This window comes from Streptomyces sp. NPDC015144 (genome assembly GCF_043079735.1).
GTDB lineage: Bacteria > Actinomycetota > Actinomycetes > Streptomycetales > Streptomycetaceae > Streptomyces.
In genome coordinates this window covers 154,919-180,728 of sequence record NZ_JBIBUU010000002.1, presented here as the reverse complement: position 1 = coordinate 180,728, position 25,810 = coordinate 154,919, and the positions used below count along the sequence as shown (strand labels likewise).

Annotated in this window: 23 protein-coding genes; 10 read left to right on the top strand and 13 right to left on the bottom strand. The window is 72.4% G+C overall.

The genetic code is table 11. The annotated features are described in order from the left end of the window. Positions 1-130: 130 nt before the first annotated feature. Both ACF08W_RS04865 and cdgB read right to left on the bottom strand, forming a co-directional pair. Positions 131-1,063, bottom strand: coding sequence for a CBM35 domain-containing protein (locus ACF08W_RS04865; protein WP_385207481.1), 933 nt, complete (start codon positions 1,061-1,063; stop codon positions 131-133). A 164-nt stretch (positions 1,064-1,227) separates the two neighbouring features. After that, complete coding sequence (gene cdgB / locus ACF08W_RS04860; RefSeq protein WP_392278436.1) at positions 1,228-2,859, bottom strand: diguanylate cyclase CdgB; 1,632 nt, start codon at positions 2,857-2,859, stop codon at positions 1,228-1,230. A 402-nt stretch (positions 2,860-3,261) separates the two neighbouring features. Between cdgB and ACF08W_RS04855 the strand changes: the two genes are divergently transcribed. Beyond that, positions 3,262-3,771, top strand: a complete 510-nt coding sequence (locus ACF08W_RS04855; RefSeq protein ID WP_385207490.1) for a flavin reductase family protein — start codon at positions 3,262-3,264, stop codon at positions 3,769-3,771. A gap of 60 nt (positions 3,772-3,831) precedes the next feature. On the opposite strand, the gene arfB is transcribed toward ACF08W_RS04855, so the two are convergent. Beyond that, on the bottom strand, positions 3,832-4,266 hold the full coding sequence (arfB, locus tag ACF08W_RS04850) for an alternative ribosome rescue aminoacyl-tRNA hydrolase ArfB (RefSeq protein WP_352280035.1): 435 nt from the start codon (positions 4,264-4,266) through the stop codon (positions 3,832-3,834). Positions 4,267-4,448: 182 nt separating this feature from the next. Between arfB and ACF08W_RS04845 the strand changes: the two genes are divergently transcribed. After that, on the top strand, positions 4,449-5,024 hold the full coding sequence (locus ACF08W_RS04845) for a TerD family protein (RefSeq protein WP_352280034.1): 576 nt from the start codon (positions 4,449-4,451) through the stop codon (positions 5,022-5,024). A gap of 324 nt (positions 5,025-5,348) precedes the next feature. Beyond that, positions 5,349-6,929 (top strand): M4 family metallopeptidase, encoded by a 1,581-nt coding sequence (locus tag ACF08W_RS04840; RefSeq protein ID WP_392278435.1) that lies wholly within the window; start codon positions 5,349-5,351, stop codon positions 6,927-6,929. Between the two features lie 33 nt (positions 6,930-6,962). Here ACF08W_RS04840 and ACF08W_RS04835 read toward each other — a convergent pair whose 3' ends face one another. The 4 genes from ACF08W_RS04835 to ACF08W_RS04820 form a co-directional block, all read right to left on the bottom strand. Then, on the bottom strand, positions 6,963-8,372 hold the full coding sequence (locus ACF08W_RS04835; RefSeq protein ID WP_392278434.1) for a M1 family metallopeptidase: 1,410 nt from the start codon (positions 8,370-8,372) through the stop codon (positions 6,963-6,965). Between the two features lie 64 nt (positions 8,373-8,436). Continuing rightward, entirely contained in the window at positions 8,437-9,570 is a 1,134-nt protein-coding gene (locus tag ACF08W_RS04830) for a hypothetical protein (protein WP_392278433.1), read from the bottom strand. Further along, positions 9,567-10,163 (bottom strand): ankyrin repeat domain-containing protein, encoded by a 597-nt coding sequence (locus ACF08W_RS04825; protein WP_392278432.1) that lies wholly within the window; start codon positions 10,161-10,163, stop codon positions 9,567-9,569. The genes ACF08W_RS04830 and ACF08W_RS04825 overlap by 4 nt, the downstream gene beginning before the upstream one ends. Before the next feature lie 63 nt (positions 10,164-10,226). After that, positions 10,227-10,781, bottom strand: a complete 555-nt coding sequence (locus ACF08W_RS04820; RefSeq protein ID WP_392278641.1) for a heme-binding protein — start codon at positions 10,779-10,781, stop codon at positions 10,227-10,229. A gap of 164 nt (positions 10,782-10,945) precedes the next feature. On the opposite strand from ACF08W_RS04820, the gene ACF08W_RS04815 reads away from it, so the two are divergent. Together ACF08W_RS04815 and ACF08W_RS04810 are read left to right on the top strand one after the other, a co-directional pair. Next, the gene (locus ACF08W_RS04815) at positions 10,946-12,418 is read left to right on the top strand and encodes a sensor histidine kinase (RefSeq protein ID WP_392278431.1); all 1,473 of its coding nucleotides are present in this window, start codon (positions 10,946-10,948) and stop codon (positions 12,416-12,418) included. Continuing rightward, positions 12,415-13,044 (top strand): response regulator, encoded by a 630-nt coding sequence (locus ACF08W_RS04810; RefSeq protein WP_392278430.1) that lies wholly within the window; start codon positions 12,415-12,417, stop codon positions 13,042-13,044. The genes ACF08W_RS04815 and ACF08W_RS04810 overlap by 4 nt, the downstream gene beginning before the upstream one ends. 19 nt (positions 13,045-13,063) lie before the next feature. Here ACF08W_RS04810 and ACF08W_RS04805 read toward each other — a convergent pair whose 3' ends face one another. Continuing rightward, on the bottom strand, positions 13,064-13,972 hold the full coding sequence (locus ACF08W_RS04805) for a hypothetical protein (protein WP_392278429.1): 909 nt from the start codon (positions 13,970-13,972) through the stop codon (positions 13,064-13,066). Between the two features lie 116 nt (positions 13,973-14,088). Here ACF08W_RS04805 and ACF08W_RS04800 point away from each other — a divergent pair, with 116 nt between their 5' ends. Then, positions 14,089-14,586, top strand: a complete 498-nt coding sequence (locus tag ACF08W_RS04800; RefSeq protein WP_392278428.1) for a hypothetical protein — start codon at positions 14,089-14,091, stop codon at positions 14,584-14,586. 11 nt (positions 14,587-14,597) lie between these two features. Here ACF08W_RS04800 and ACF08W_RS04795 read toward each other — a convergent pair whose 3' ends face one another. After that, entirely contained in the window at positions 14,598-15,281 is a 684-nt protein-coding gene (locus ACF08W_RS04795) for a pentapeptide repeat-containing protein (protein WP_392278427.1), read from the bottom strand. Between the two features lie 40 nt (positions 15,282-15,321). Beyond that, positions 15,322-15,795: a GNAT family N-acetyltransferase gene (locus tag ACF08W_RS04790; RefSeq protein WP_352280023.1), complete on the bottom strand. Its 474-nt coding sequence runs from the start codon at positions 15,793-15,795 to the stop codon at positions 15,322-15,324. A gap of 99 nt (positions 15,796-15,894) precedes the next feature. Between ACF08W_RS04790 and ACF08W_RS04785 the strand changes: the two genes are divergently transcribed. Next, on the top strand, positions 15,895-16,623 hold the full coding sequence (locus tag ACF08W_RS04785) for a rhomboid-like protein (RefSeq protein ID WP_385207523.1): 729 nt from the start codon (positions 15,895-15,897) through the stop codon (positions 16,621-16,623). Further along, positions 16,620-18,020, top strand: a complete 1,401-nt coding sequence (locus tag ACF08W_RS04780) for an NAD(P)/FAD-dependent oxidoreductase (RefSeq protein ID WP_392278426.1) — start codon at positions 16,620-16,622, stop codon at positions 18,018-18,020. The genes ACF08W_RS04785 and ACF08W_RS04780 overlap by 4 nt, the downstream gene beginning before the upstream one ends. A gap of 58 nt (positions 18,021-18,078) precedes the next feature. Here ACF08W_RS04780 and ACF08W_RS04775 read toward each other — a convergent pair whose 3' ends face one another. Continuing rightward, positions 18,079-20,553 (bottom strand): hypothetical protein, encoded by a 2,475-nt coding sequence (locus tag ACF08W_RS04775; protein ID WP_392278425.1) that lies wholly within the window; start codon positions 20,551-20,553, stop codon positions 18,079-18,081. Positions 20,554-20,851: 298 nt separating this feature from the next. Here ACF08W_RS04775 and ACF08W_RS04770 point away from each other — a divergent pair, with 298 nt between their 5' ends. Next, positions 20,852-22,492, top strand: a complete 1,641-nt coding sequence (locus tag ACF08W_RS04770; RefSeq protein ID WP_392278424.1) for a 5-guanidino-2-oxopentanoate decarboxylase — start codon at positions 20,852-20,854, stop codon at positions 22,490-22,492. After that, a complete protein-coding gene (locus ACF08W_RS04765; RefSeq protein ID WP_385207535.1) occupies positions 22,489-23,682 on the top strand; it encodes a Glu/Leu/Phe/Val dehydrogenase dimerization domain-containing protein in 1,194 nt (397 codons plus the stop codon). The genes ACF08W_RS04770 and ACF08W_RS04765 overlap by 4 nt, the downstream gene beginning before the upstream one ends. Before the next feature lie 59 nt (positions 23,683-23,741). Here ACF08W_RS04765 and ACF08W_RS04760 read toward each other — a convergent pair whose 3' ends face one another. Next, the gene (locus ACF08W_RS04760) at positions 23,742-24,524 is read right to left on the bottom strand and encodes a MerR family transcriptional regulator (RefSeq protein WP_385207538.1); all 783 of its coding nucleotides are present in this window, start codon (positions 24,522-24,524) and stop codon (positions 23,742-23,744) included. A 107-nt stretch (positions 24,525-24,631) separates the two neighbouring features. After that, entirely contained in the window at positions 24,632-25,765 is a 1,134-nt protein-coding gene (locus tag ACF08W_RS04755; RefSeq protein ID WP_392278423.1) for a serine hydrolase domain-containing protein, read from the bottom strand. Positions 25,766-25,810 lie beyond the last annotated feature (45 nt).

Below are 25,810 nucleotides of genomic sequence, written 5' to 3'. Positions count from 1 at the left end.
GGTTGAGATGAGGCAAAGTCGCTGAAGGGCTGCCCCGCGATCGACAGCGGGACAGCCCTCAAGGTTGCGAAAGGTCGGCGGACACACGGACCGACCGCGTGAATCCACGTGTCCGCCGTTCCGAGAACGGCTAACCGTTCACAGGGGTGACTTTCAACCAGTCCAGGATCACGTCGCACTGATTCCCTTCTTGGCACGAGATGCTGACCTGGTTCTCACCCTTGACCAGGTCGACCGGCGCCCAGGTGGTCTGCCAGTTCTTTTCCCAGTCCGAGTCGGACGAGTGGATGAAGTTCTTGAGGCCGATGGGCTGCGAATTCGGCTTCCCGTTCACTGTCAGCGTGGCATTGGCGTCCTTGGCGGGAATCGCGTAGCGCACCGTCAGGCGGTACTTGCCTTCCTTCTCCATCGCCGCGTTCCACGTCACGGACGACCCGACCTCGTTCAGGCCCGTGACATATGAACCGTTCGGGCCTTCCGCGCCCTTGACCGACTGGCTGACCACCGCCGAACCGCCGAGCTTCAGTGTCGCCGCGTCCTGCTTGGGCAGCTCGACCGGGGCGTCGGAGCTGGCGGACTCCTCGGGCTTCGGGGACTCCTCGACCTGGCCGCCGGGGGCGGCGGAGGAGTTCGCCTCGCTCTTTTTGTCGTCCTTCTTGTTCTTCTCCGAGAGCAGCGCGGCGCCGATCCCGATGAGGACGACCAGAACCACCGCGACCGCGCCGATCAGCAGGCCCTTGGTGTTCGGCCCGCCCCGGCCCGGGGTCTCGGGGCCGCCGGGACGGCCCTGGCCGCCCTGCGGCGGGGCTCCGGGGTACGTCTCGGGCGCCGCGTACTGGGCGTTCGGCTGGCCGTACGGCTGCTGCTGGCCGTACTGGCGCTCGCCGACGGCACGCACCTGGTTGTACGACGTCCGGGGCACTCCGCGCTGCGGTGCCACCGGCGGGTAGCCGTAGCCGCCCTGCCGGGGCGGCTGGGCGCCCGCTGCCTGTCCGTCCTCGTACAGGTAGCCGAACGGATCGTCGTCCTCGGGCGTGTTTGCGCCGTTGTTCCCGGCCGTCATCCCTGGGTCACTCCTCACCATCTCGCCAGCCGTCGCCGAATAGTGCCAGCCGTGGCCGACCGGCCGAGCCTACCCCGAACGGCTCAGGCCAAGAATCGCCGTCCACCGCGGCCGCGTCCCCGCCGGGGCGGCGGCACGGCCCCGGAGCGGCCGCCCCGTTAACCTCAGCCGGCTCTGCGGTGAACCTTTGAGCGGGACCGCTTCTCCACGTACATCCGCTGGTCGGCGGAGCGCAGGACTTCCTCGGCGGTCATCCCGCAGGCGGCCCAGCCGATGCCGAAGCTCGCCCCGACCCGGACCGCCCGGCCGTCCACCCGGATGGGCGGGATGATGGCGTTCCGCAGCCGGACGGCGAGGTCCGCGGCGTCCGCCTCGCCCAGCCCGTCGGCGAGGACCACGAACTCGTCACCGCCGAGCCGGGCCACGGTGTCGCCGTCGCGGACGCCGGTGGTGAGCCGACGGGCGACCTCGATCAGCACGGCGTCGCCGGTGTGGTGGCCGAAGCGGTCGTTGATCGACTTGAAGCCGTCGAGGTCGCAGAAGAGGACCGCCAGCCCCTTCGCCCCGTCGTCGTGCCCGGTGTCGGGCGCCACGACGTGCACATGGTGGTCGTACGGGCCGCCGGGGGCCTGGTCCACCTCGTAGCCGCGCCCCGCCCGGTCGTCGGGGTCGCGGTGGGCCGCGTCCGGCGACTCCAGCGCCCCGGCCGCGCCCGGGCGCTCGCAGAGCCGGGCGCCCAGCCGGGAACGCAGCTCGGCGCTGTTGGGCAGACCGGTGAGGGCGTCGTGCGAGGCGCGGTGCGCGAGATGCAGCTCGTGGCGCTTGCGCTCCTCTATGTCCTCGACGTGGGTGAGCAGGAAGCGGGGGCCGTCCGCCGTGTCGGCGACCACGGAGTTGCGCAGCGAGACCCAGAGATACGTTCCGTCCCGCCGCCCGAGCCGCAGCTCGGCCCTGCCCCCCTCGGCGGAGGTCCGCAGGAGGGTGCCGATGTCCTCGGGGTGGACCAGGTCGGCGAAGGAGTAGCGGCGCAGCGCCGAGGCGGGGCGGCCGAGCAGCCGGCACAGCGCGTCGTTGGTGCGCAGCAGCCGGCCGTGCTGGTCGCCGCCCATCTCGGCGATGGCCATGCCGCTGGGCGCGTACTCGAAGGCCTGGCGGAAGGACTCCTCGCTGGCCCGCAGCGCCTGCTGTTCCCGTTCGAGGCGGACCAGGGCCCGCTGCATGTTTGCTCTGAGCCGGGCGTTGCCGATCGCAATGGCGGCCTGCGAGGCGTACATCTGGAGGGCTTCGCGGCCCCAGGCACCGGGGCGGCGGCCGTTGCGCGGCCGGTCCACGGATATGACGCCCAGCAGATCGGGGTCGCCGCCGGTCGTGTACATCGGGGCGTAGAGGCGGTCCTGGGGGTGCCACTCGTCCTCGAAGCGGGGGTCGGGCCCGTCGGTGTGCCACTGGGGAACGTCGTCGTCGAGGAGGACCCAGCCGTCGGTGTGCGGTATGAAGCGGAGCTCGTCCCACGCCTGCCCCATCATCAGCCGGCGCTCCCAGGAGGCACGTGAGCCGACCCGGCCGGTGATCAGGGCCTCCGCCGCGCTGTTCCCGGCGAAGGCGGCGACGACGAGGTCACCGTCGGCGCGGACCAGATTCACACAGGCCAGCTCGTAGCCGAGACCGGTGACGATTCCGTCGGCCACGGTCTGCAGCGTGTCGGCCAGGCTCCGCGCCGTGTTGAGATCGGCCACGGCCTGGTGCAGCTGCCGCATCGTCGCAAGGCGGACGTACGGCTCCGACTCGGCCTCCATCGTTCGCACTCCCCGAGACCTCGACAGCACTCCAGGTTTCATATCGACGTACTAACCGCAGTGTCATCGCAACTGAATCACAGTGAGCTGTGCCATCGGTACACAGGGTCAACGAAAAACGCACTCTGTGACTCAAGTCACAAGAGATGGTAAAGAATCGGGGGTGGTGGGTGAATTCGCCCCGTTCTTTTGCCGAACGCAAATCCGGACGTTGCAACGACGGCACGGGGGCGTCCGCGGCGGGCGGGGGCGACCGTCCGGGTCGCACGGGGACGCCTGGTCCTAGGACCAGGCTGGTCCCATGGCCCGATGCGGAGGCTCTCGCTCCGCGGCTAGCGTGCCGGTGTGTCCCAGACGATGACCTCCACCCCGCGCCCCCGGCCCGTCCCCCATGCTGAGGGGGTGAGCAACGATGAGTTCCGTGCCGCCCTCGCCCGGCTGGCCGCCGGCGTCGTGCTGGTCACCGCCCAGGAGCCGCCACTGGACGAGGACGGACGCGGCGAGGACGCCGGGATGACGGCGACCGCCTTCATGTCGGTCTCACTGGACCCGCCGCTGGTGATGGTCAGCCTCCGCAATGGTTCCCGGATGGACGACCTGCTGGACGAGCAGCCGCTGTGGGCGGTGTCCGTGCTCGCCGAGGACCAGCGGCACATCGCCGGGCGGTTCTCGATGAAGGGCCGGATCAGCGACCGGCTGCTGTTCGAGGAGCTCGACTGTGCCCGGGGGCCGATCACCGCGGCGCCCCTGATCGACGGTGCGCTGGCCACGCTGGAGTGCCGGACCGAACAGCGGGTGGTGGCCGGTGATCACACGCTGGTGATCGGCCGGGTGCTGGGCGCGAAGCTGCCCTCCGGGGGCGGCGGGGCGCCACTGATGTACTTCCGGGGGCAGTACCGGCACCTGAAGTAGGGGGTCGCCCCGGTCACACGGCGGCGGACCGCCCCGGCCGTGGAGGAGAGGGGCGCCCCGTCACCAGTCGCGGCCGGAGCGGCCGCGCTTGGTCTCGCCGCGCTGCTTCTTCTCGCGGAGCCGGCGTTCGTTGATCCCCCGGGGGATACGGGTCTTGCGGCGCGGGCGGGGCGGCGGGGCCGTCGCCTCGGCGAGCAGGGAGGCCAGCCGGACGAGCGCCGTCTCGCGGTTGCGCCACTGGGAGCGGTGCTCGGAGGCCCGTACCGCGATCACCCCGCCCACCAGTCGGCCCTCCAGCCGCTGGAGCGCCCGCTCCTTCCACACCTCGGGGAGCGCTTCGGTCGCCGCGAGGTCGAAGCGGAGCTCGACCTGGGAGTCGCTGGTGTTGACGTGCTGGCCGCCGGGCCCGGAGGACCTGGAGAAACGCCACATGAGCTCGGCCTCCGGCAGGGAGACCGAACCGCGGATGACATAGGGCCCGGACATGACACCCATGGTCCCCGCTCCACGGCGGGTTCGTCACCTTCTTTTCCCCAGGAGGTGGCACGTCCGGCCGGGGATTTCGGTAAAGAAAGCAAAGGGATCAGGAACCTCCTGGTCCCTTGCCCGCGTTATGGCCTGTGACGGTAGCTTCGTGACGGCACGAAGCCCGCGAGTGATGATGAAAGGGACTCCCCATGGCTGTAAGCCTGTCCAAGGGCGGCAACGTCTCCCTCACCAAGGAGGCCCCCGGCCTGACGGCCGTCACGGTCGGCCTCGGCTGGGACGTCCGCACCACCACCGGTACCGACTTCGACCTCGACGCCTCGGCCATCGCGGTCGACGCCTCCGGGAAGGTCGTCTCCGACGGCCACTTCGTCTTCTTCAACAACAAGTCGACGCCGGACCAGACCATCGTCCACACCGGTGACAACGTCACCGGCCAGGGCGAGGGCGACGACGAGCAGATCAACGTCAACCTGGCGGGCCTGCCGGCCGAGGTCGACAAGATCGTGTTCCCGGTCTCGATCTACGACGCCGAGAACCGCAGCCAGAACTTCGGCCAGGTGCGCAACGCGTTCATCCGCATCATCAACCAGGCCGGCGGCGTCGAGATCGCCCGCTACGACCTGAGCGAGGACGCCGCCACCGAGACCGCCATGGTCTTCGGCGAGCTGTACCGCAACGGTGCGGAGTGGAAGTTCCGCGCCGTCGGTCAGGGCTACGCCTCCGGCCTGCGCGGCATCGCGCAGGACTTCGGCGTCAACATCTGAGCCCACCTGCCTGAGCTCCGGCGCACGACGCCCTGACCCGGGCGTGTCTGCTCCGCACGAGCCCCCGGCCGCTGCCCGCGGCCGGGGGCTCGTGCGTGTCCGCGCCTGCCCGCAGGTTTCGTGCTCGACCGGGGCCGGCCGAACCCGCCGCTATTCCTGGCCGAGTATGGCCAACTCCCGCCGATTAACGAACACTTGTGTATTCCATTCGGACAAGAAGTAGTCAAATAAATGTGAGGTATTTGTTGGCACACGGTCAATGTCGCTCATTCGGTGGCACGCTCTCGGCTCGTAACCCCCCACGGAACGAGCATCGGAGAGCGCATGACCCTCCACAAGCACACCCGTCGCGCCGCAGCCCTGGCCGCCGTGGCCGCGATGGTCGTCGTCGGCGTACAGACCGGCGCGGCAACGGCCGCCCCCACCACCTCCGGTGACGGCCCCTCGGTCACCCGCAGCGCCGTCCCGTTCAGCGCGAACACGGCCGCGAAGCGCACCGCCGCCATCATGTCCGCGCAGAGCGACGCCGCCTCGACCGCCGACTCGCTCGGGCTCGGCGGCAAGGAGAAGCTGGTCGCCCGCGATGTGATCAAGGATGCGGACGGCACCGTCCACACCCGTTACGAGCGCACCTACGACGGTCTGCCGGTGCTCGGCGGCGACCTCGTCACCCACACCGCCGCCAACGGCAAGCTCAAGGGCGTCACCAAGGCGACCAAGGCCCGGATATCGGTGGCCTCCACCACCCCGAAGATCAAGACCGCGGCCGCCGCCCGCACGGTGATCTGGGCCAACTCCGGCAAGCCGGTCCTCGCTCTGGAGACCGTGAAGACCGGGGTGCAGAAGGACGGCACGCCGAGCCGGGTGCACACCATCACCGACGCCACCACCGGCAAGGTCCTCCGCAGCTACGAGGCGGTCGAGACCGGGGTCGGCCACAGCCAGTACAGCGGCGACGTGGAGCTGTCGACCACGCAGAACGGCTCCTCCTACGAGCTGACCGACAACGACCGCGGCGGCCACAAAACGTACGACCTGAACCAGGGCGAGAGCGGCACCGGCTCCCTGGTCACCAACACCACCGACACCTGGGGCGACGGCACTGGCAACGACCGCCGGACCGCCGCCGCCGACGCCGCCTACGGCGCCGCGCAGACCTGGGACTTCTACAAGTCGGCGTTCGGCCGCGACGGCATCGCCGGTGACGGCAAGGCCGCCTACTCCCGGGTCCACTACGGCGACTCCTACGTCAACGCCTTCTGGGACGACAGCTGCTTCTGCATGACGTACGGCGACGGCGCCGACAACAAGAGCGCGCTGACCGCCCTCGACGTCGCGGGCCACGAGATGAGCCACGGCCTGACCTCGTCCACCGCCAACCTGGACTACTACGGCGAGTCCGGCGGCCTCAACGAGGCGACCAGCGACATCCTCGGCACCTCCGTGGAGTTCGCCGCCGACAACAGCACCGATGTCGGCGACTACCTCATCGGCGAGAAGATCGACATCAACGGCGACGGCACCCCGCTGCGCTACATGGACGAGCCGAGCAAGGACGGCGGCTCGGCCGACTACTGGGACAGCAACGTCGGCGACCTCGACGTGCACTACTCCTCCGGCGTCGCCAACCACTTCTTCTACCTGCTGTCCGAGGGCAGCGGCGCGAAGACCATCAACGGCGTCGACTACGACTCGCCGACCGCCGACGGCTCCACGGTCACCGGCATCGGCCGGGACAAGGCCGTCCAGATCTGGTACAAGGCGCTCTCCGAGTACATGACCTCCTCCACCGACTACGCGGGCGCCCGTGAGGCGACCAAGGAGGCGGCGACCGACCTGTACGGGGCGGACAGCGAGGAGCTGGCGGCCGTGGAAGCGGCCTGGGACGGCGTCAACGTGAAGTAGTACCGCGCACCGGCCAGCGGTGACGGGAGCCGGTCAGCCCTGCGGGGCGGGCCGGCTCCTGCCGTACAGCCAGGTCTTCCACAGCGCGCTCAGGTCGCGGCCGGTCGCCCTCTCCACGTAGGCGGTGAAGTCGGCGGTCGACGCGTTGCCGTACCGGTGGGCGCCGGTCCAGCCCTTGAGCAGGGCGAAGAACCGGGTGTCGTCGCCCACCGCCCTGCGGATCTCGTGGACGACCATCGCCCCGCGCCCGTACACCGGGGGCTCAAGGATGTCCGCGGCGGTCGGCGGATCGGCGGGCGGGAAGGCCCAGTTGACGTCCTTCCGGAACGCGGCGTCGAAGCTGTCCCCGACCGGGACGCCCTCCTTGTCGGCCGCCCACAGCCATTCCGCGTAGGTGGCGAACCCCTCGTTGAGCCAGGTGTCCCGCCAGCTCGCGGGGGTGACGGAGTCGCCGAACCACTGGTGGGCCATCTCGTGGACCAGCAGCCGGGGGCTTGGCGGCCCCGGGAAGAACGGCCGGTTCTGGGTCTCCAGCGCGTAACCGGCGTCCCCGGTGCGGCCGACGATCGCACCGGTGGAGGCGAACGGGTACGGGCCGAAACGGCGCGCCGCCCACGCCACGATCTCCGGTACCCGGGCGAGGACCGGCGCGCTGTCCGCCGCCACTGTCCGGTCCGCCGCGGTGAACACCTCGATGCCGCCCGCCTCCTTCGACTTCTTCGTGTCCTTCGTCTCGAAGTGGCCGACGGCGACGGTCGCCAGATAGCTCGCCATCGGCTCGCCGACGTGCCAGCGGTAGGTGGTCCGGCCCGCCGAGGTGACGGGGGGCGCCGGTTCTCCGTTGGAGACCGCCGTCAGCCCCTTCGGGACGGTGACCGCGATGTCGTACGACGCCTTGTCGCTCGGGTGGTCGTTGCCGGGGAACCAGGTCATCGACCCGGCCGGTTCGCCGAGCGCGACCGCCCCGTCCGCCGTCCACAGCCAGCCCTCCCGCGAGCCGTCCGGGTCGGTGAGGGGGCGCGGCGAGCCCGCGTAGCGGATCACCGTGCGGAAGGTGTGCCCCTCGCTCAGCCGGACCCCGGCGTCCGGTCGAAGCGTCAGCTTCTGCCCCGCCCGGCTGACGGCGGCGGGTCGGCCGTCGACCGTCGCGGACTCCACGGTGAGCCCGAGGAGGTCGAGGTGGAAGGCGCTGAGGTCCCGGGTGGCGCGGGCCGTGAGGGTGGCCGTGCCGCGCAGCCGGTGGGCGGCCGGGTCGATGTCGAGCGCGAGGTCGTAGTGGGTGACGTCGTAGCCGCCGTTGCCGAGCTTCGGGAAGAACGGATCGCCCGCCCCGGCGGCACCCGGCCGGCCCTCGACACCCCCGGAGCAGCCGGTGCTCGTCACCAGCACCAGCAGGGCGAGGGTGACGAGCACAGTGCGGCGTACCGGTGTTCGGTGGTTCACCCCCGCGATCCTAGGGGCTGGTTACGGCTTTTCAGCGGTAATGCCCGGTGACCGGTCCGGCGGTTCAGAGGACGGCGATCCCGAGCGGGCGGGCGCCGGCGGCGATCTCGAACGGGCGCTCGCGGCCCGTGAGGTCGACGACGGTGATGGCGTCGCGGTAGCCGTCGCGGGTGAAGCCGCCGGTGACGTACGCCGTGCGACTGTCGTCGGTGACCGTGACGTCCTCGTGCGGTCCGGGCAGCGGTACGACGCGTTCGGTGCCGTCGGGGGCGCGGACGGTCAGCGAGGGGCCCCGGTCGCCGGAGACGATCGGGCCGGTGCCGACGACGAGCAGGGTGCCGTCCGGGGCGAGCGTCGCGCCGTGCTGGTGGGTGTCGGCGGTCATCCGCTGGATGGCGGAGCGCCCGGTGCGCGGGTCGAGGACGACCAGCCGTTCACCCTCGAAGGGAAGCAGCAGCCTGCCGTCCGAGGGGCGCACGACGGCGTAGTGCGGCTTCAGCCAGGAGCCGAGGCCGCCCTCGGTCCCGTACGGGGCGACCTCGAAGCGCCGGGTCCGGCGGGTGTCCGGGTCGACCGCGGTGACGTCGAAGGAGTCGTGGCCGGTGGCGTACACCTCGGTGCCGTCGGGCGCGACGTCCACGTCGAAGGGGCGGCGGCCGACCGGGACGGTGCCGGTGACCTCGCGGGTGGCGGTGTCGATGATCTCCAGCACGCCCGTGCGGCCGGGCACGTTGACGCCGACGTAGACCCGCGACCCGTCGGGGGCGAGCGCGATGCCCATGCCGCCGCCCCGGTACTCGCCGGTGGTGACGGGCCCGGTCCGCGTCCGGTACGGGATCCGGGCGAGGCGGGTGCGCTTCTCGGTGTCGACGACCGCGACGCCCTCGGCCGTCGCCACCCAGGCCAGCCCGTCCTCGCCGACGACCAGGCCGTACGGGGCGGTGCCGACCTCGACGGAGCCGAGGGTGTGGCGGCGGTGCGCCGGGTCCGGGTCGACGAAGGTCACGGTGGTGGAGCCGAAGTCCGCGACGAGCAGGGTGCCGTGCGGGGTGGCCTTCGCCGACGGGAGGGGTGACGGGCTGGCCGAACCACGCCCCGGCGCGCTTTCCGGCGTACGGGACGTCTCCGGCGTACCGCCCGCGCAGCCCGCCAGGGCCGCGGCCGCGAGGAGCGTGACCAGGGCGTGGCGCGCCTTCACCGGGCACCCCGCAGCAGGGCGGCGATCTCCGCGAAGCCGCGGCGCTCCGCGTGCTCCAAGGCGCTCGTCCCGTCGGCATCCGGCAGACCGGCATCGGCACCGGCGGCCAGCAGCAGCTCGACGATCTCCTGGTGGGCCCGGCCGCCGTCGCCGAGGATCACCGCTTCCAGCAGGGCTGTCCAGCCGAGCCGGTTGACGTGGTCGACGTCGATGTCGGTGAGCCGCAGCAGCTCCCGCACGTACGCGGCGTGGCCCCGCTCGCTCGCCGGGATGAGCGCGATGCCGCCGAAGCGGTTGCGGAGCGTCAGGTCGGGACCGGCCGGCAGGAGGACGTGCAGCATCCGGACGCTGCCGGTCACCCCGGTCGCCAGCCAGGGGCTCTCCTCGCGCGTGTCCTGCGCGTCGGGGTCCGCACCCGCCGCGACCAGCAGCCGGGCCGCCTCGACGTGGTCGCCGTGGACCGCGAGGAGCAGCGGGGTGCGCAGCTCCTCGTCGCGGCAGTCGACGCGGGCGCCGCCCTCGATCGCGGCCCGCACCCGGTCGGGGTGACCGGTGCGCGCGGCGTCGAGCAGTTCCTGATCGAGGGCGTTCATCCCCGTGTCTCTCCTGTCGGTCCTGTCGGTCCCGTCGGACCTGTCGCTCCGTCTGTCCGGCGGTTACTTGCCCAGCGCGGCGACGCCGGCCTGGGCGAACTTCTCGTCGAGGTCGCCGGAGGGGGCTCCGGCGACGCCGATGGCGGCGATCGGGGCGCCCTTGGCGGTGACCGGGGCACCGCCGGCGAGGAAGAGGGTGCCCGGGATGTCCTTCAGGGTGGGGGCGTTGGCCAGGCGCTTGGCCAGCTCGGAGGTGGGGGCGTTCCAGGAGACGGCGGTGTACGCCTTCTTCACCGCCGACTCGTAGGCCTGGGGACCGGCACCGTCGCCGCGCAGGGTCAGGATGGTGTTCCCGTTGCGGTCGACGACGGCGACCGAGACCCGCTGGTTCTCCTTCTTCGCCGCGTCCAGCGTCGCCTGCGCGGCCCTCGACGCCGCCTCCAGCGTCAGGTGCGTGCTCTCCTGGAGGTTGCCGTTCTTGGTGTCGGTCTTGACGGCGGCGGCGGGGGCGGCGGCCGGGGCGGAGGCACTGGCGGAGGCGGCCCCGACCGTACCGGCGACGACGGCGGCGGCGGCGACACCGGTCAGGACACGGGCGCGCAGCGACAGCTTCTTCATGGTGAACGACTCCTCGGATTCGGCCAGCGGGTCCGGCTCTGTCCTCCATGCTCCGGCCGCCCCCGGTCCCGTACGGTCGACGGACCGGCTCGACGCCGCGCCCGGGACGGTCGACGGCCCCATCGGCCGAACGGTTGATGCGGGGGCGCCGGACCGGGGTGACCATGGCGGTATCCGTGCAGATCACGACCGTACCCAGGTGGGTCGGCCGGAGCCCTGACCCGGGGAGCGAGAGGTACGAGGTGAAGCACCGGTCCAGCCCATCGGCATCCGGCACCGGCACTGGCACCGGCGCGGGACGGGCCGCGGACGGCTTTCACTCCACGACCGGTACGGAAACGGCCGCCGGTGCGGGGCGGGGAACGTCTGCCGGTGCGGGGCGGGGAGCGGCTGCCGGGGCGGCACAGGGCTACGATCCGGGCGCCCGGTGGCTCACGCTCCTCATGCACGCCGCGTTCTTCCTGCTGCTCGGCGCCTCGCTCACCCGCTTCCTGCTGCGCCACCCCGGCGAGGCCCGCACCCCGTGGATCATCGCGCTCTCCCTCGCGCTCGCCGTGCTGTACGTGCTCGGGCCGGTGCTCGGAACGCGTCCGACGCCGCGATCGCTGGTGTGGCTGGGCGTGCTGGTCGCCGTGTGGATGGTGGTGGTCGTCCTCGCGCCGAGCTTCGCGTGGTGCGCGGTGCCGCTCTTCTTCACCGGGCTGCGCATCCTTCCGCCGCGCGCCGCGCTCGCGCTCGTCGTACTGCTCACCCTGTTCGTCGTCGCGGCGCAGCTGCGCCTGGCCCAGGGGTTCGACCCGAACCTGGTCCTGGCCCCGCCCGCCGTGGCGGTGATCGCGACGGCGGTCTTCGTCCACATGCGGCGCCAGGCCGAGTACCAGCGCGAGCTCTCCGAACGGCAGCGGGAACTCATCGACGACCTGCTGCGCACCCGCCGCGAGCTGGCCGCCACCGAGCGCCGCGAGGGCACCCTCGCGGAGCGGCAGCGGCTCTCGATGGAGATCCACGACACCCTGGCCCAGGGGCTGTCCAGCCAGCAGATGCTGCTCCAGGCCGCCGACCGCACCTGGGACGCCGACCCGGCGACCGCCCGCCGTCACGTCCGTACGGCCACCGGCATCGCGGAGCGCAATCTCGCCGAGGCCCGCCGCTTCGTCCACGACCTGGCCCCCACCGATCTCGCGGAGGGCGGCGGGCTGGAGGCGGCCCTGCACGCGCTGGCCGCCCGGGAGACGGCACAGGCGCAGGGGCGGCTCACCGTCCGCTGCCACGTGGAGGGCGAGCGGCACTCCCCGCTGCCCGACCGGACGCAGTCCGCCCTGCTCCGGATCGCGCAGGGGGCGCTCGCCAACGTGAAGGAGCACGCGCACGCCACGGAGGCCGCGCTGACCCTGACCCACCTCGACGACCGGGTCGTCCTCGACATCGCCGACAACGGGCGGGGCTTCACCCCCACCGGGGCCACCCGGACCCCCGGCAGCGTGCGCGGTCACGGGCTGCCCGCGATCCGGGCCCGGCTGGGCCAGCTCGGCGGCACGCTGACCGTCGAGTCGGTGCCGGGCGAGGGTACGGTGCTCTCCGCCGCCATTCCGCTCGCCCCCGTCACCCCGCCCACCGCCGCGAAGGACCCCCGATGACCGCGACGCCGCCCGTACGCATCCTGCTCTGCGACGACCACGTCGTCGTCCGCGCCGGACTGCTCGCCCTCCTCGGCAGCGAACCGGACATCGAGGTCGTCGGCGAGGCCGGCAGCGGCGAGGAGGCCGTCGCCCTGGCCGCCAAGCTCACCCCGGACGTCGTCCTGATGGACCTCCAGCTCGGCGCGGACATCGACGGGGTCGAGGCCACCCGCCGGATCTCCTCCACCGGCGTCCACGTCCTGGTCCTCACCACGTACGACACCGACGCCGACATCACCCGGGCCATCGAGGCGGGCGCCACCGGCTATCTGCTGAAGGCCGAGCGCCCCGAGGAGCTCTTCGCCGCGATCCGCTCCGCCGCCCAGGGCCGTACGACGCTCTCCCCACCGGTGGCGAGCCGGGTCATGGCCCGGATGCGCAAGCCGCTGCCCACCCTCACCGATCGCGAGCTGGACATCCTGGCCCAGCTCTCCCAGGGCCTGGGCAACCGCGAGATCGCCCGGGCCCTGTTCATCAGCGAAGCCACGGTCAAGACCCACCTGGGCCGGATCTACGACAAGCTCGGCGTCGACACCCGCGCGGGCGCCGTCGCCGTCGCCAAGGAGCAGCGCCTGCTGCCGTGATCCCCCGTGATCCTGGTCGTCAGCCCTGGTCGAAGAGGTCGTCGGTCGTCTTCACCGTGAACGCCCGGTCGACCCAGAGATCGAGCGTGGCCAGGTCCCGGCACGCGCCGATGCGCTCCCGGTCGGCCTCGCTCACGGCCACGCCCCGACGGTCCAGCATCCGCAGCACGCTCAGGGAACGCTCCTTCGCGATGCCTTCCTCGCGCCCTTCTTCGCGCCCTTCTTCGCGCCCTTCGTCGCGGAAGCTCTCGGCGACGATCCCGCGGAAGTGGCTGAGGCTCGTGCTCATCAAATTCCTCCAGATCTCGCGGGCCTGGGTGTCTCCCAACCCCGCCTCGGTGAATTCGGCGAAGATCGCCGCGGAATCGGCGTCCGTGGCTCTGAGGGCCACGGCGAGGGCTTCCAGTATGGCAGCGATGTCCTGATCGTTACCATGTGTGATCGCAGAGAACACCGCCATGGGGATGTCGGCGGCGGCGCGCGCCGCGTCCGTCACGACGGGAACGTTGTGCGGGCCCAGGACCAGCGGGAACACGGCGAGGCTCGGATGCTTCTCCAGTCCGATACGGATCGGCTCGGCCGCCCATTCGGCGGTCGCCTTGTCCCGGCAGACGACCAGCAGCACCGGCGGGTAGCGGAACTTCGCGTACAGGTGGGCGAGGTAGTACGCCCAGCTGCTCCGCTTCTCCGGGTCCTTACGTCCCTGCGCCTCGATCGCCAGCACGTAGCATCCGCCACCCACGACATCGATCCGCAGCAGTGTGTCGACGTGCCGTTCGACGGGACACATCTCGGTCAGGTCCGTGTCCATGAGGGACACGGCGACCGGTTCCGGGAAGGGCACGCCCAGCGCCTCGAAAGCGCTGGTGAACAGCGTCGGATTCTCCTGGAAAATCCGATGCTGTGCTTCATGGGGTGAACTGACCATGCGCAAAAACTATGTGCCTGGCATATGCCAGAACAGGAATTCCCCGACCATTCACCGGATCGAGCGCATCGACCGCCCCGGCGTTGACGGTGCTTCCGGCATGACACCATCGAGACATGCTCGACATCGGCTACTCCCTCTCCCGGCGCTTCCCCGACCCGCCGCAGACCGACTACCGCCGCGCGGACGTCCACGCGCTGCGGCACGACCTGTTCTGCGGTGACGTCTACCTCGCGGACACCAAGGAGGACCGGGAGCTGTCCACAGCCTGGGGATGGGTGCCGGTGCTCGACTTCGCGTGGGCGCTGTGCGACATCGTCGAGCGGATCGACCAGGACCCGCGGGGCAGCCGCTCGCACCGGCGGCAGCAGGCCGAGCTGGACTTCACCGAGTCGTCCGACCTGATGTTCTTCGAGCGCCGCTTCGGCTGGGTCGACATCGAGGCGGACTGGATGCCCGGCGACGAGCCCCCGCTCACCTTCGGCCACTCGCTGCTGCGCCGCGAGGCCCGCGACTTCCTGCACGACCTGATCGCCGACCTCTCCGACCTGCACGAAGGGCTCGCCGACAACCCCGTCATCTGGGACCTCCAGGCCCGCTTCCCCCGTATCTGATCCGAGCGCCTCTACGCCTCCACCCGCACCCCGATCTGCGCCGCGAACGCGGGGGCCAGCTCCATCAGCTGCACCGGGCTGATCACCGCACCCGCCAGCCGGTCCACCCCGCGCGCGATGTCCAGCTCCGCGGCCGCCCGCAGATCCACCGCCTCCATCCGCGCGGAGCTGAAGTCGGCCCGTCTCAGCACACAGTCGCGGAACTCCACCCGGACCAGCCGCGCGCCCCCGAAATCCGGCTCGGAGAGCACACAGCCCTCGAACACGACGTCCGTGAGCCGGGCCTCGCGCAGATTCAGGTAGTCGATCTTCCCGCCGCGCACCAGCACCCGCTCCAGCACCGCACCGTGCAGCTGCACCCCGCCCAGCCGGGCGTCCACCACTTCCACGTCGCGCAGCGAGGCCCCCGCGAGATCGGTGCCCACGCCCCGTACCCCGGTCAGCACCGAGTCGATGAACCGGGCCCTGGCCAGCCCCGTACGGTCCAGTGCGCAGCCGTCCAGGGCGCAGTCCATGAACCGGGCGCCCCGGCCCGACCCGTCCGAGAGGTCCGTCGCCGCGAACCGCACCCCGTCGTAGTCACCGTCCGGCTCCAGCCCCGCGCCGTCGTACGGAACGAGCGGCGGCAGCCGCACCTCCGGCCGCCGTGCCGCCGCGATGGTCCGCTTCGCCGTCTTCCCGCTGCTCCGTGCCATGCCCCCATCCTGGCGCACCCCACCGACAACGCCCCCGGAGCTACCGCCCGCCCAGCTCCGCCAGGGCCGCGTCCGTCATCCGGTACACCGTCCACCCGTCCTGCGGCCGTGCGCCCAGCGACTCGTAGAAGGCGATGGACGGGGCGTTCCAGTCCAGCACCGACCACTCCAGGCGCTGGTAGCCGCGCTCCACGCAGATCCGTGCCAGCTCGGTCAGCAGCGCCTTCCCGTGGCCGCCGCCGCGCCGCTCCGGGCGTACGTACAGGTCCTCCAGGTAGATGCCGTGCACCCCGCGCCAGGTGGAGAAGTTCAGGAACCACAGCGCGAAGCCGACCGGCTCGCCGTCCTCCGCCTCGGCGATGTGCGCGTACGCGGCGGGCCGGTCGCCGAACAGCGCCTCGTGCAGCTGCTCCTCGGTGGCCCGCGCCTCGTGCGGGGCCTTCTCGTACTCGGCCAGCTCACGGATCATCGTGTGGATGGCGGGGACATCTGCGGGAACAGCGGTACGGATCATGGGGGCAGGGTAAGCAGACGACCGCCGCCCGCTTCCTCCGCCCCCGTCCTCCGGGATGTCGGTCACGCCGCCGGTCCCGGGGCCGTGCGTCAATCGGATATGACCCCGAGCAGCCCCGCACCGCCCACCCGGCGCCGCTCCACCGCCGGCCGGTGGCTCCGCAGCACCGGCTCCTGGATCCGCAGCGCGCCCGGCACCTACGTCTGGCTGGCCGCGCTCTTCGTCACCACGGTCCTCGTCCACTTCATGTCACCGGACTTCGAGGAGGACTTCCTGCGGCAGCGCTCCACCAACATCCACGAGCTGAGCCACGACCCGGTCCGCGTCCTGTTCACCAGCGCCCTCTGGATCGACGGCGGCCACTGGCTGCCGTACGCCTTCCTCTACACCGTCTTCCACGCGACCGCCGAACGCTGGCTCGGCACCCTGCGCTGGTTCGCCGTCGTCGTCCTCGCGCATGTGCTCGCCACGCTCGCCAGCGAGGGGGTGCTGGCCTGGGGGATCCGGCACGGGCAGGTGGTGCCGTCCGCCGCCGACACACTGGACGTGGGGGTCAGCTACGCGCTCGCGGGAGTGGTCGCCGTCCTCACGTACCGCGTCCCGGCGCCCTGGCGGTACGTGTACGCCTTCGCCGTCCTCGTCTTCTACGGCGTCCCGCTCATCACCAGCCGGACCTTCACCGACCTCGGCCACTTCTGCGCCGCGCTCATCGGCCTCGCCTGCTACCCGCTCACCCGCTCCGGCAGGGGACGAAACCCCTCCCCGCGCAGTAACGTCCCGCCCGAGAGCCACGAGGGCTCCCTACCGGACAGAGCAGGGTCAACATGAGCACCGTCAGCACCGTAAACGGCGGCATATCGTTCTGGTACGCGGACCAGGGCGTCCCCCTCGGCCGGGAACCCCTGCCCGGCGACTCCACCGCGGACGTCTGCATCGTCGGCGGCGGATACACCGGGCTGTGGACGGCCTACTACCTCAAGAAGGCCGTCCCCTTCCTCAACATCACCGTCCTCGAAGCCAAGTTCTGCGGCTACGGCGCCTCCGGGCGCAACGGCGGCTGGCTGTACAACGGCATCGCGGGCCGCGACCGCTACGCGAAACTGCACGGTCACGAGGCCGCCGTCCGCCTCCAGCAGGCGATGAACGAGACGGTCGACGAGGTCGTACGGGTCGCCGCCGAGGAGGGCATCGACGCCGACATCCACCAGGGCGGTGTCCTGGAGGTCGCCTACACCCCGGCCCAGCTGGCCCGGCTCAAGGACTTCCACTCCGTGGAGATCGCCTTCGGCGAGACGGACCGGGTGCTGCGCGGGGCCCGGGAGACCTGCGAACGTGTCAACGTGGCCGGGGCGGTCGGCTCCAGCTGGACCCCGCACGGCGCCCGGCTGCACCCGGTCAAGCTGGTCCAAGGGTTGGCCGCCACCGTCGAGGCGCTCGGCGTCACCGTCCACGAGTCGACCCCGGTCACCGAGATCACCCCCAAGCACGCCCGCACCCCGTACGGCACCGTCCGCGCCCCGTACATCCTGCGCTGCACCGAGGGGTTCACCGCGAACCTCAAGGGCCAGCGGCGCACCTGGCTGCCCATGAACTCCTCGATGATCGCCACCGAGCCGCTGCCGCGATCGGTCTGGGACACCATCGGCTGGGAGGGCCGCGAGACCCTCGGCGACATGGCGCACGCCTACATGTACGCCCAGCGCACCGCCGACGACCGGATCGCGCTCGGCGGCCGGGGCGTGCCCTACCGCTACGGCTCCGGCACGGACAACGACGGCCGCACCCAGCCCGCCACCATCGAGGCGCTCCGCGACATCCTGGTCCGCTTCTTCCCCGCCGCCGCGGGCGCCCGCATCGACCACGCCTGGTCGGGGGTGCTCGGCGTCCCGCGCGACTGGTGCGCCACCGTCACCCTGGACCGTTCCACCGGGCTCGGCTGGGCGGGCGGTTACGTCGGCTCCGGCGTCGCCACCACCAACCTCGCCGCCCGCACCCTGCGCGACCTGGTCCAGCAGGACTCCGGCCAGTCCGGCCCCACCGAGCTGACCACCCTCCCCTGGGTCGGACACAAGGTCCGCCGCTGGGAGCCGGAGCCCTTCCGGTGGATCGGCGTGCACGGCATGTACGCCGCCTACCGCGCCGCCGACCGCCGCGAACTGGCCTCGCCGAGGGCCGGTACGGACCCGGTCGCGAAGTTCGCGGACCGGCTCGCCGGCCGCCACTGACCGCACACGCGGAGGCACCCGCCACCTGGGTGGTGGCGGGTGCCCGTGGTCCGGCGGGTCAGGCGTGGCAGTGACTCTTCTGGTGGCAGGGCTTCGGCTTCGGCTTGCAGTCCTTGCCGTGGCACGGCTTGGGCTTGCACTCCTTGCCCTCGCACGGCTTCTTCTGGACGTTGATGCGGGCCTGGTCCGTGTTGGACACCACGGCGCCGTTCCGTGCCGAGGCCACCGCGGTGTTGACCACCTCGCCGCGTACCGCGTCCGCCCGGGTGACGGTGTACGTACCGGTGCAGGTCGTGGAGGCGCCGGGGGCGAGCGTGGTCGCCTCGCAGGTCACCCCGGTCACCCGGTCATCACTGACCGAGACGCCGGTCAGCTCCTGGTTGCCGGTGTTGGTGACGGTGTAGGTGTACGTCACCTCGTCGCCCACCTTGTAGGTGCGCGAGGTGTCCACCTTCTTCGTCAGGTGCAGCGAGAGCACGGCCTCCTGCTCGGTGCGCACGGTGGCGTCGTCGGGCTCCGACTGCACCTCGGTGCGGCCGAACTGTCCGCGCGCGTCGGCCACGTTGACGATCTGCCCGCGCTCCGCGTCCGCCCGGGTGACGGTGTACGTACCGGTGCAGGTGGTGGAGGCGCCGGGGGCGAGCGTGGTCGCCTCGCAGGTCACATCCGGCACGAGGTCGTCGGTGACCGCGATGTTGGTCAGCGGCACATTGCTGGTGTTGGTGACGGTGTACGTGTACGTCACGTGGTCGCCCGGCCGGTAGACCCGGCTGTCGTCAACCGACTTGGTGAGCCCCAGGGACAGTTCGGAGGCGACCAGCACGGTGGCCCGGTCCGGCTCCGACTCCACGGCGGTGCCGTCGGAGCGGCCGTGCGCGGTGGCGGTGTTGGTGACCGACTCGTCGGCCGCGTCGGCGTCGGTGATCCGGTAGGTGCCGGTGCAGGTGGTGCTGTCACCGGGCTGCCCGGCCGGGGCGAGCGTGGTCGTCCCGCAGGTCACCCCGGTCACCCGGTCGTCGCTGACGGAGACGCCGGTCAGCCCGGTCGGGCCGATGTTGGTGACGGTGTACGTGTAGGTCACCTCGTCGCCGACCTCGTACACCCGGGTGTCGTCGACCGACTTCTCCAGCCGGATGCCGGGGCCCCTCTGCACCGGCAGGGTGACCTCGTCCGGGGGTGATACGACGGGGGTGTCGTCGGCCCGGCCGTGCGCGGTCGCCCGGTTGGTGACCTCTCCGGCCGCGGCGTCCGCGGCGGTGACGGTGTACGTGCCGGTGCAGGTCATCGACGCGCCCACGGCGAGCGTGGTCCGCGGACAGCTGATCCCGGTGACCCGGTCGTCGGCCACGGTCACATCGGTCAGCGGCACCCCGCCGCTGTTGGTGACCACGTACTCGTACGGCACCTCCGTACCGGGGGTCAGCGGCAGTTCCAGCGGCGGTTCCTGGGAGACCTGCTTGACCAGGTTGAGCTGGGGCAGCGGCGCGGCCGCGTGGACACTGACGTTCCGGATGAGGTGGACGTCGGTGAAGTCACCGGTCGACGCGGCGAAGCCGAACTTGTAGGTGCTGGGCACCGGCTGGGGCGCCGGGGTGGAGAGCACCTGGCGGCTGCCGTTGCCGTCGTGGAAGTCGATCGCGACGGTGACGACCGGGTTCGGCGCCGGGGAGATCTCGACGGTCACCGTGCGGCGGGACGGCTCCAGCAGGGCCTCGGCCTCCTGCGGGGTGACGCCCGCCGGGAGCGTGGTCGTCGGGCCCTGGAGGCGGCCCGGCAGGGTGGAGGGCCAGGGGCCGGTGGTGGAGAAGTTGCTGGTCGTGGCGTCCAGGAAGCAGTAGCCCTCGGTGCCGTTGCCCGGCCCGCGCAGGGTCACCATGTTCTCGCCGGGCGCCGGGATGTAGAAGGCGGTGCCGGACGGGGAGCGGTTGGCGCAGCCGGTGCCCCGGCGTTCCCAGTCGCCGAAGTAGTTGCCGAGCACGTCGAGGCCGACCCCGAGGTAGCCGTGGTTGACACCCGGCAGGAAGGGCTGGGACGGGTCGTTGCTGGGCAGCTTCTGCGCGTAGCCGAGGCTGCCGCCGAAGGCCCCGGGAGCGGTCAGCGAGGCGGCGCCGTCGATGAGGAAGAACGAGATGCCGTCGGCCGGGGGGTTGGTGGTGGCGCCGTACTGCCACTGGTCGAAGCTGGTGACCAGGCCCTGGTTGGCGGGGAGGGCGTGGTTGTAGAGCACCGCGGCGGACTGGTCCTGGGAGGCGTCGGTCAGCCGGAGGTAGCCGTGCGGGGCAGCGTTGTCCGGCGGTACGGGACCGGTGGCTCCGGCCGGGCACCCGGTGAGCGGGTGGGTGCCGGGGCCGGGTGCCGGGGCCTCGGGGGCGCCGGTCAGGCAGGCGGGCCCGAATCCCTCGAACTCCGGGTCCGCGGTGGCCCCGGTGAAGGTCTCGTTCACCAGGGGTACGCCCGAGGGCTGGGCCGTGGCCGACTGCGCGGGCAGCCCCAGACCGGCCGCCACCATCCCGAGCACACCGAGCCCGCCCACGGCCCAGCGTCCCAGCCTGCTCTGCCCCCGACCACGGCCACGGCCTCTGGTCCGGGATCCGAAATGTCTCAGCCTCATGCCGGGCAAGGTAGGGATTCGCCCCGGCCGCCGGAGGTGGCTCGCCCCGCGGACACCGCCGACCATTCCACCGGCGTACGCAACCGGGTGGCGGCCCTCGTCCGGTCGTGGTACGCGCGAACCACCCTCCCGGATTGAACGCACATTCAGTACCCGGCACATTGACAGGCCGGGCCCACGCTCTCGATACTGACCCTTCATTCAGTAAGGAGTCCGTGCCGTGCCCGCACCCGCCCCGTCCGGTCCCCCCGCCCCCACCACCCCGATCACCGGCGGGGAAGCCCTGGTCAGAGCGCTCGCCGCGCACGGCGTGACCCGGATCTTCGGCATCCCCGGCACGCACAACCTGGAGATCTACCGGCATCTGGCCGCCCACCGGATCGAGCACATCAATCCCCGCCACGAACAGGGCGCGGGGTACGCGGCCGACGCGTACGCCCGGGCCAGCGGGCGGCCCGGGGTGGCGCTCACCACCACCGGCCCGGCCCTGCTGAACATCGCGGCCGCCGTCGGCCAGGCGTACTCCGACAGCGTCCCGCTGCTCGTGGTCTCCCCCGGCATGCCGCTGCGCCACCCCCGGCAGTCCACCGGGCTGCTGCACGAGACCCGCAGCCAGACCGAGGCGCTGCGGGGCGTCGCCGCCGTCAGCCACCGGGTCTCCTCCGTCGAGGAGATCGGCGTGGCCGTGGCCCGCGCCTTCACCCTCTTCCGGACGCGACGCCCCCGGCCGGTGCACATCGAGGTCCCGCTGGACCTGCTCACCGCCGCCGAACCGGCCGGGCCGGTGCGCACCGCCCCGCCGGTACCGCCCGTCGCGGCGGACCCCCGAGCGGTCGCGGAGGCCGCCGGGGCGCTGTGGGCGGCCGACCGGCCCGGGATCGTGCTGGGCGGCGGGGCGCGCGGGGCCGCCGCCGAGTGCCTGCGCCTGGCCGAGCTGCTGGACGCCCCCGTGGTGACCTCGGCCAACGGCAAGGGCATCGTCCCCGAGAGCCATCCGCTCGCGCTCGGCGTCTCGCTGCACAGCCCGGCCGTCCAGCGCTGGCTCGCGGAGCGGGACGTGGTGCTCGCCGTCGGCACGGAGCTCGCCGAGTCCGACCTGTGGACGTCGCCGCCCGCGCTCGGCGGCACACTGGTACGGGCCGACCTCGACCCGGCGCAGATGTACGCGGGGCTGCCCGCCGGCATCCCGCTGGTGGGCGACGCCCGCCCCACCCTGCGCGCCCTCCTCGCCGCCCTGCCCGCCCTGCCCGCTCCTCCCGGAAGGGCCGGGGCACACCGCACCGTCGCCGCCCTCCGCGCCGAACGGGACGCCGCAACAAGGGAGTTGGACGGCCACCTGCTGCCGTACCTGGCGGCGATGCGGTCCGTGCTCCCCGCCGACACGGTCCTGACCTCCGACAGCGCCCAGTGCTGCTACAACGGCGCGCTCCCGCACCTGCCGGTCGGCCCGGAGGGCCGCTACCTCCACCCGACGGGCTTCGGCACGCTCGGCTACGCGCTGCCCGCCGCGATCGGCGCGAAGGCGGCCGACCCGGACCGGACGGTGGTCGCGCTCAGCGGCGACGGCGGCCTCCAGTTCTCCGTGCAGGAACTGGCCACCGCCGTACAACTGGGCCTCCCGCTGCCCGTCGTGGTCTTCGACAACGGCGGCTACGGCGAGATCCGCGACGAGATGGCGGCCCGCGGCGACCGCCCCACCGCCGTCGACCTCCCGCCCGTCGACCTGCCCGCGCTGGCCCGCGCCTACGGCGGCCACGGCGTACGGGCCGACTCCCCCGAGGCGCTCGCCGAGGCGCTGCGCCACGCCCTGGACACCCAGGGCCCCACCCTCATCACCGTCCCCGAGGAGCCCTCCCGATGACCCCGTCCACCGCCAACGCCCCGCTGGTCTCCCTCACCTGGACCGACCAGGAGACCGGGCACCGGGGGCACCTGGTCATCGACCGCCTGGTGCGCGGCGTCTCCAGCGGCGGCCTGCGGATGCGGGCCGGCTGCACCCTGGAGGAGGTCGCCGGACTGGCCCGCGGCATGACGATGAAGGAGCTGCTGCACTACGACCCGGCCGCCCGCTACATCCCGCTGGGCGGCGCCAAGGGCGGCATCGACTGCGACCCGCGCGACCCCGCCGCGTACGGCGTCCTGGTCCGCTACCTGCGCGCCGTCCGCCCGTACGTCGAGCACTTCTGGACCACCGGCGAGGATCTCGGCCTCACCCAGGACCTGGTGGACCGGGCCGCCGCCGAGGCGGGCCTGGTCTCCTCCGTCCAGGCGGTCTACCCGCTCCTGGACGACGAGGAGGCGGCCCGGCAGCGCCTCGCCGACGCCTTCACCATCGAGGTGGACGGCATCGGGCTGGACGAGTTGGTGGGCGGCTGCGGGGTCGCCGAATCGGCGCTCACGGCGCTGGACCGGGCGGGCGTCCCGTACTCCGGCACCCGCGTCGCGGTGCAGGGGCTCGGCACCATGGGCGGCGCCACCGCCCGCTTCCTGGCCCGCGCCGGGCTGCGCGTCGTCGCCGTCGCCGACATCAAGGGCACCGTCGCCAACCCGGACGGCCTGGACGTCGAGGCGCTGCTCGCCGCCCGCGACGGGCACGGCACGGTGGACCGGGCCGCGCTCCGCCCCGGGGACCGCGAGCTGCCGCCCGACGCCTGGCTGACCGCCGACGCCGACGTCCTGGTCCCGGCCGCCGTCAGCTACGCCGTCGACACCGCCAACCAGGCCGGGATCACCGCCCGCTGGATCGTGGAGGCGGCCAACATGCCGGTGCTGCCCGAGGCCGAGGCGCTGCTGGCCGCGCGGGGCATCACCGTCCTGCCGGACGTCGTCGTCAACTCCGGTACGAACGCCTGGTGGTGGTGGACGCTCTTCGGCGACATAGGCGCCGACGCCGACGAGGCGTTCGCGTACGTCCGCCGGTCGATGCGCACCCTGGTCGACCGGATGCTCACCCGCGCCGAGGCCGAGGGCACCACCCCCCGGGCCGCCGCCCACGCCCTGGCCGCCGACCGGTTGCCGGCCGTCACGGAACGCTTCGGCAGCTACCGCTGACCCCGGAACGACCCGACCCGACCTGACCCGACCGCATTGAGTGAGCGGAAGGGCCCAGGTCAGCGGGGCCGCGGCCCCGGGATGCGGACTCCGGCGGCGCGGAGCCTGGCCTCGACGAGCGCGGCCAGCCGAGCCGCCCCCGGGGCCTCCTCGCCGTGCCGGGCGACCATCTCGTACCGGGTCGCGGCCTCGGTACGGGCCTGGAGCCCGGTCACGATCTCCAACTGCTCGGGGTGGGCGAGGTAGTGGTCGGCCAGCGCGACGGCCACCTCCTCGACCCGGGGATCGTCGGGCGCCCAGCCGACGGACTCGGCGGCCCGCTTGCTCAACTCGACGAACGCGGCATTCCCCAGGGCGCGTTCGACGCGGGCCAGATGCTCGTCGAACCCCTCGGGCACCAGCGCCCTCGCCAGCACCAGCCCCTCCCGGGCCGCCGCGGCCTCCTCCTCGTCGAAGCCGAGATCGGACATCCGCTCCAGCAGCGCCACCGCCCGCTCGGGCAGCAGCGCCCGGTCGCCGTCGGCGAGCCGACTCAACGTGTCCCGACGCGCGGTCAACTCGTCTATCTTCTCGGTCAGTTGGCGTTCCACATCCGTGAGCGCGGCGGCGAACCGGTCGGCGTCGGCGTCGAGCAGCTCCCCGACCTCGGCCAGCGGCACCCCGGCGGCGGCCAGGGTCCGGGCCTGCACCAGCCGCAGCAACTCGGCCGACCCGTAACGCCGGTAGCCGGAGCCGTCGCGGTCGGGCTCCTTCACCAGGCCGAGCTTGTGGTAGTGCCGCACCGTCTTCACCGTGACGCCGACGAACTCCGCCGCCTGCCCGATCGTGACCCCGTTGTTCATCCGTCCAGCCTGCCTCGTACCCGGACCCGGCCACGCCGGGATCGGCGCGGCTCCGGTCCGCTTTCTACGCGACGCCCCGGCCGAAGGGAACTCCTCTGCCCCGGCGTTCACGCGTCCGGCCGCCCGGCGGCACCGGTCCGTCCGGCACCGAACACCGCGTCGACGAGCCGCTGCGTCGCCCGCTGGAAGGGCAGGGCCAGGGAGAGCGTCGCGTCGTCCACGTAGTTGAGCGTGCCGGTCAGGGTGGTGGAGCCGTCCGGGGTGGCGTACATCAGCGCCGCGTGTCCGGCGGCGCCGCCGTTGTGGGTGATGACGGTGGAGCCGTCGCCGAGGTCCTGCACGAAGACCCCGAGTCCGTAACCCATCCCGGGGGCGGGCGTGGGGCGCGGCGCGCACATTTCGGCCAGCAGCTCCGCGGGCAGGAGCCTGCCGGTCACCAGCGCGCGGAGGAACGTCTCCAGGTCCCGGGAGGTCGAGATCATGTCGCCGCCGCTGGAGATCCAGGAGGGGTTGAGGCGGGTGACGTCGACCGTGTGCTCCACGCCGTCCTCCTCGTACCGGTAGTAGGCGTGCGCGTGCGGTTCGGCGATGTCCGGCTCGGTGCTGGGGGCCGTGGTGCCGGAGAGGCCGAGCGGTTCCGTGATCAGCCGCCGCATCTCCTCGGCGACCGGACGGCCGGTGACCTTCTCGATCAGCAGCCGGGCCAGCACGTAGTTGGTGTTGGAGTAGCTCCACCCCTCGCCCGGCTCGAACCGCGCCGGCTTCGACAGGGCGAGGCGCACCAGGTCCTGCGGCGGGTACGTGGTGAAGCGGTTGTCCACCCACTCCTTGCCGGCGGTGGTGGCGGGGATGCCGGGGACGACGGTGCCGTCCTCGTAGTACTCGCCGGTGAAGTTGAAGATCCCGCTGGTGTGCTGCAACAGCATCCGCACCGTGACCCTCGGGTCCACGTCGAACTCCGGCAGCCGCCCGCCGACCGGGTCGTCCAGCCCGATCCGGCCCTCCGCGACGAGCGCCAGCACCAGGGCGGCGGTGAACGTCTTGGTGTTGCTGCCGATCCGCACGTACCCGTCGACCGGTGGCTTCTCGTCCCCGCCCAACCGGCCCACTCCGGCACTGCCGGTCCACTCGCCCCGCGCGTCCCGCACCCGCAGCGTGATCCCGGTGATCCCGGACTCGACGATCTCCTCCAGGATCTCCTGAAGCTCCGGACGGCACTGATTCGACAGGCTGTTGGACATCGCGACCACTCCCTCGTACGCATCCGCCGCGTCCCTCGCGGCTTC

Excerpts from the sequence above, each read along its gene's own strand:
- ACF08W_RS04810 (WP_392278430.1), top strand. The coding sequence starts at position 12,415 with ATGACCGCGACGCCGCCCGTACGCATCCTGCTCTGCGACGACCACGTC.
- ACF08W_RS04840 (WP_392278435.1), top strand. The coding sequence starts at position 5,349 with ATGACCCTCCACAAGCACACCCGTCGCGCCGCAGCCCTGGCCGCCGTG.
- cdgB (WP_392278436.1), bottom strand. The coding sequence starts at position 2,859 with ATGGAGGCCGAGTCGGAGCCGTACGTCCGCCTTGCGACGATGCGGCAG.
- ACF08W_RS04800 (WP_392278428.1), top strand. The coding sequence starts at position 14,089 with ATGCTCGACATCGGCTACTCCCTCTCCCGGCGCTTCCCCGACCCGCCG.
- ACF08W_RS04805 (WP_392278429.1), bottom strand. The coding sequence starts at position 13,972 with ATGGTCAGTTCACCCCATGAAGCACAGCATCGGATTTTCCAGGAGAAT.
- ACF08W_RS04765 (WP_385207535.1), top strand. The coding sequence starts at position 22,489 with ATGACCCCGTCCACCGCCAACGCCCCGCTGGTCTCCCTCACCTGGACC.
- ACF08W_RS04785 (WP_385207523.1), top strand. The coding sequence starts at position 15,895 with ATGACCCCGAGCAGCCCCGCACCGCCCACCCGGCGCCGCTCCACCGCC.
- ACF08W_RS04760 (WP_385207538.1), bottom strand. The coding sequence starts at position 24,524 with ATGAACAACGGGGTCACGATCGGGCAGGCGGCGGAGTTCGTCGGCGTC.
- ACF08W_RS04815 (WP_392278431.1), top strand. The coding sequence starts at position 10,946 with ATGGCGGTATCCGTGCAGATCACGACCGTACCCAGGTGGGTCGGCCGG.
- ACF08W_RS04790 (WP_352280023.1), bottom strand. The coding sequence starts at position 15,795 with ATGATCCGTACCGCTGTTCCCGCAGATGTCCCCGCCATCCACACGATG.
- ACF08W_RS04845 (WP_352280034.1), top strand. The coding sequence starts at position 4,449 with ATGGCTGTAAGCCTGTCCAAGGGCGGCAACGTCTCCCTCACCAAGGAG.
- ACF08W_RS04820 (WP_392278641.1), bottom strand. The coding sequence starts at position 10,781 with ATGAAGAAGCTGTCGCTGCGCGCCCGTGTCCTGACCGGTGTCGCCGCC.
- arfB (WP_352280035.1), bottom strand. The coding sequence starts at position 4,266 with ATGGGTGTCATGTCCGGGCCCTATGTCATCCGCGGTTCGGTCTCCCTG.
- ACF08W_RS04865 (WP_385207481.1), bottom strand. The coding sequence starts at position 1,063 with ATGACGGCCGGGAACAACGGCGCAAACACGCCCGAGGACGACGATCCG.
- ACF08W_RS04825 (WP_392278432.1), bottom strand. The coding sequence starts at position 10,163 with ATGAACGCCCTCGATCAGGAACTGCTCGACGCCGCGCGCACCGGTCAC.
- ACF08W_RS04780 (WP_392278426.1), top strand. The coding sequence starts at position 16,620 with ATGAGCACCGTCAGCACCGTAAACGGCGGCATATCGTTCTGGTACGCG.
- ACF08W_RS04795 (WP_392278427.1), bottom strand. The coding sequence starts at position 15,281 with ATGGCACGGAGCAGCGGGAAGACGGCGAAGCGGACCATCGCGGCGGCA.
- ACF08W_RS04755 (WP_392278423.1), bottom strand. The coding sequence starts at position 25,765 with ATGTCCAACAGCCTGTCGAATCAGTGCCGTCCGGAGCTTCAGGAGATC.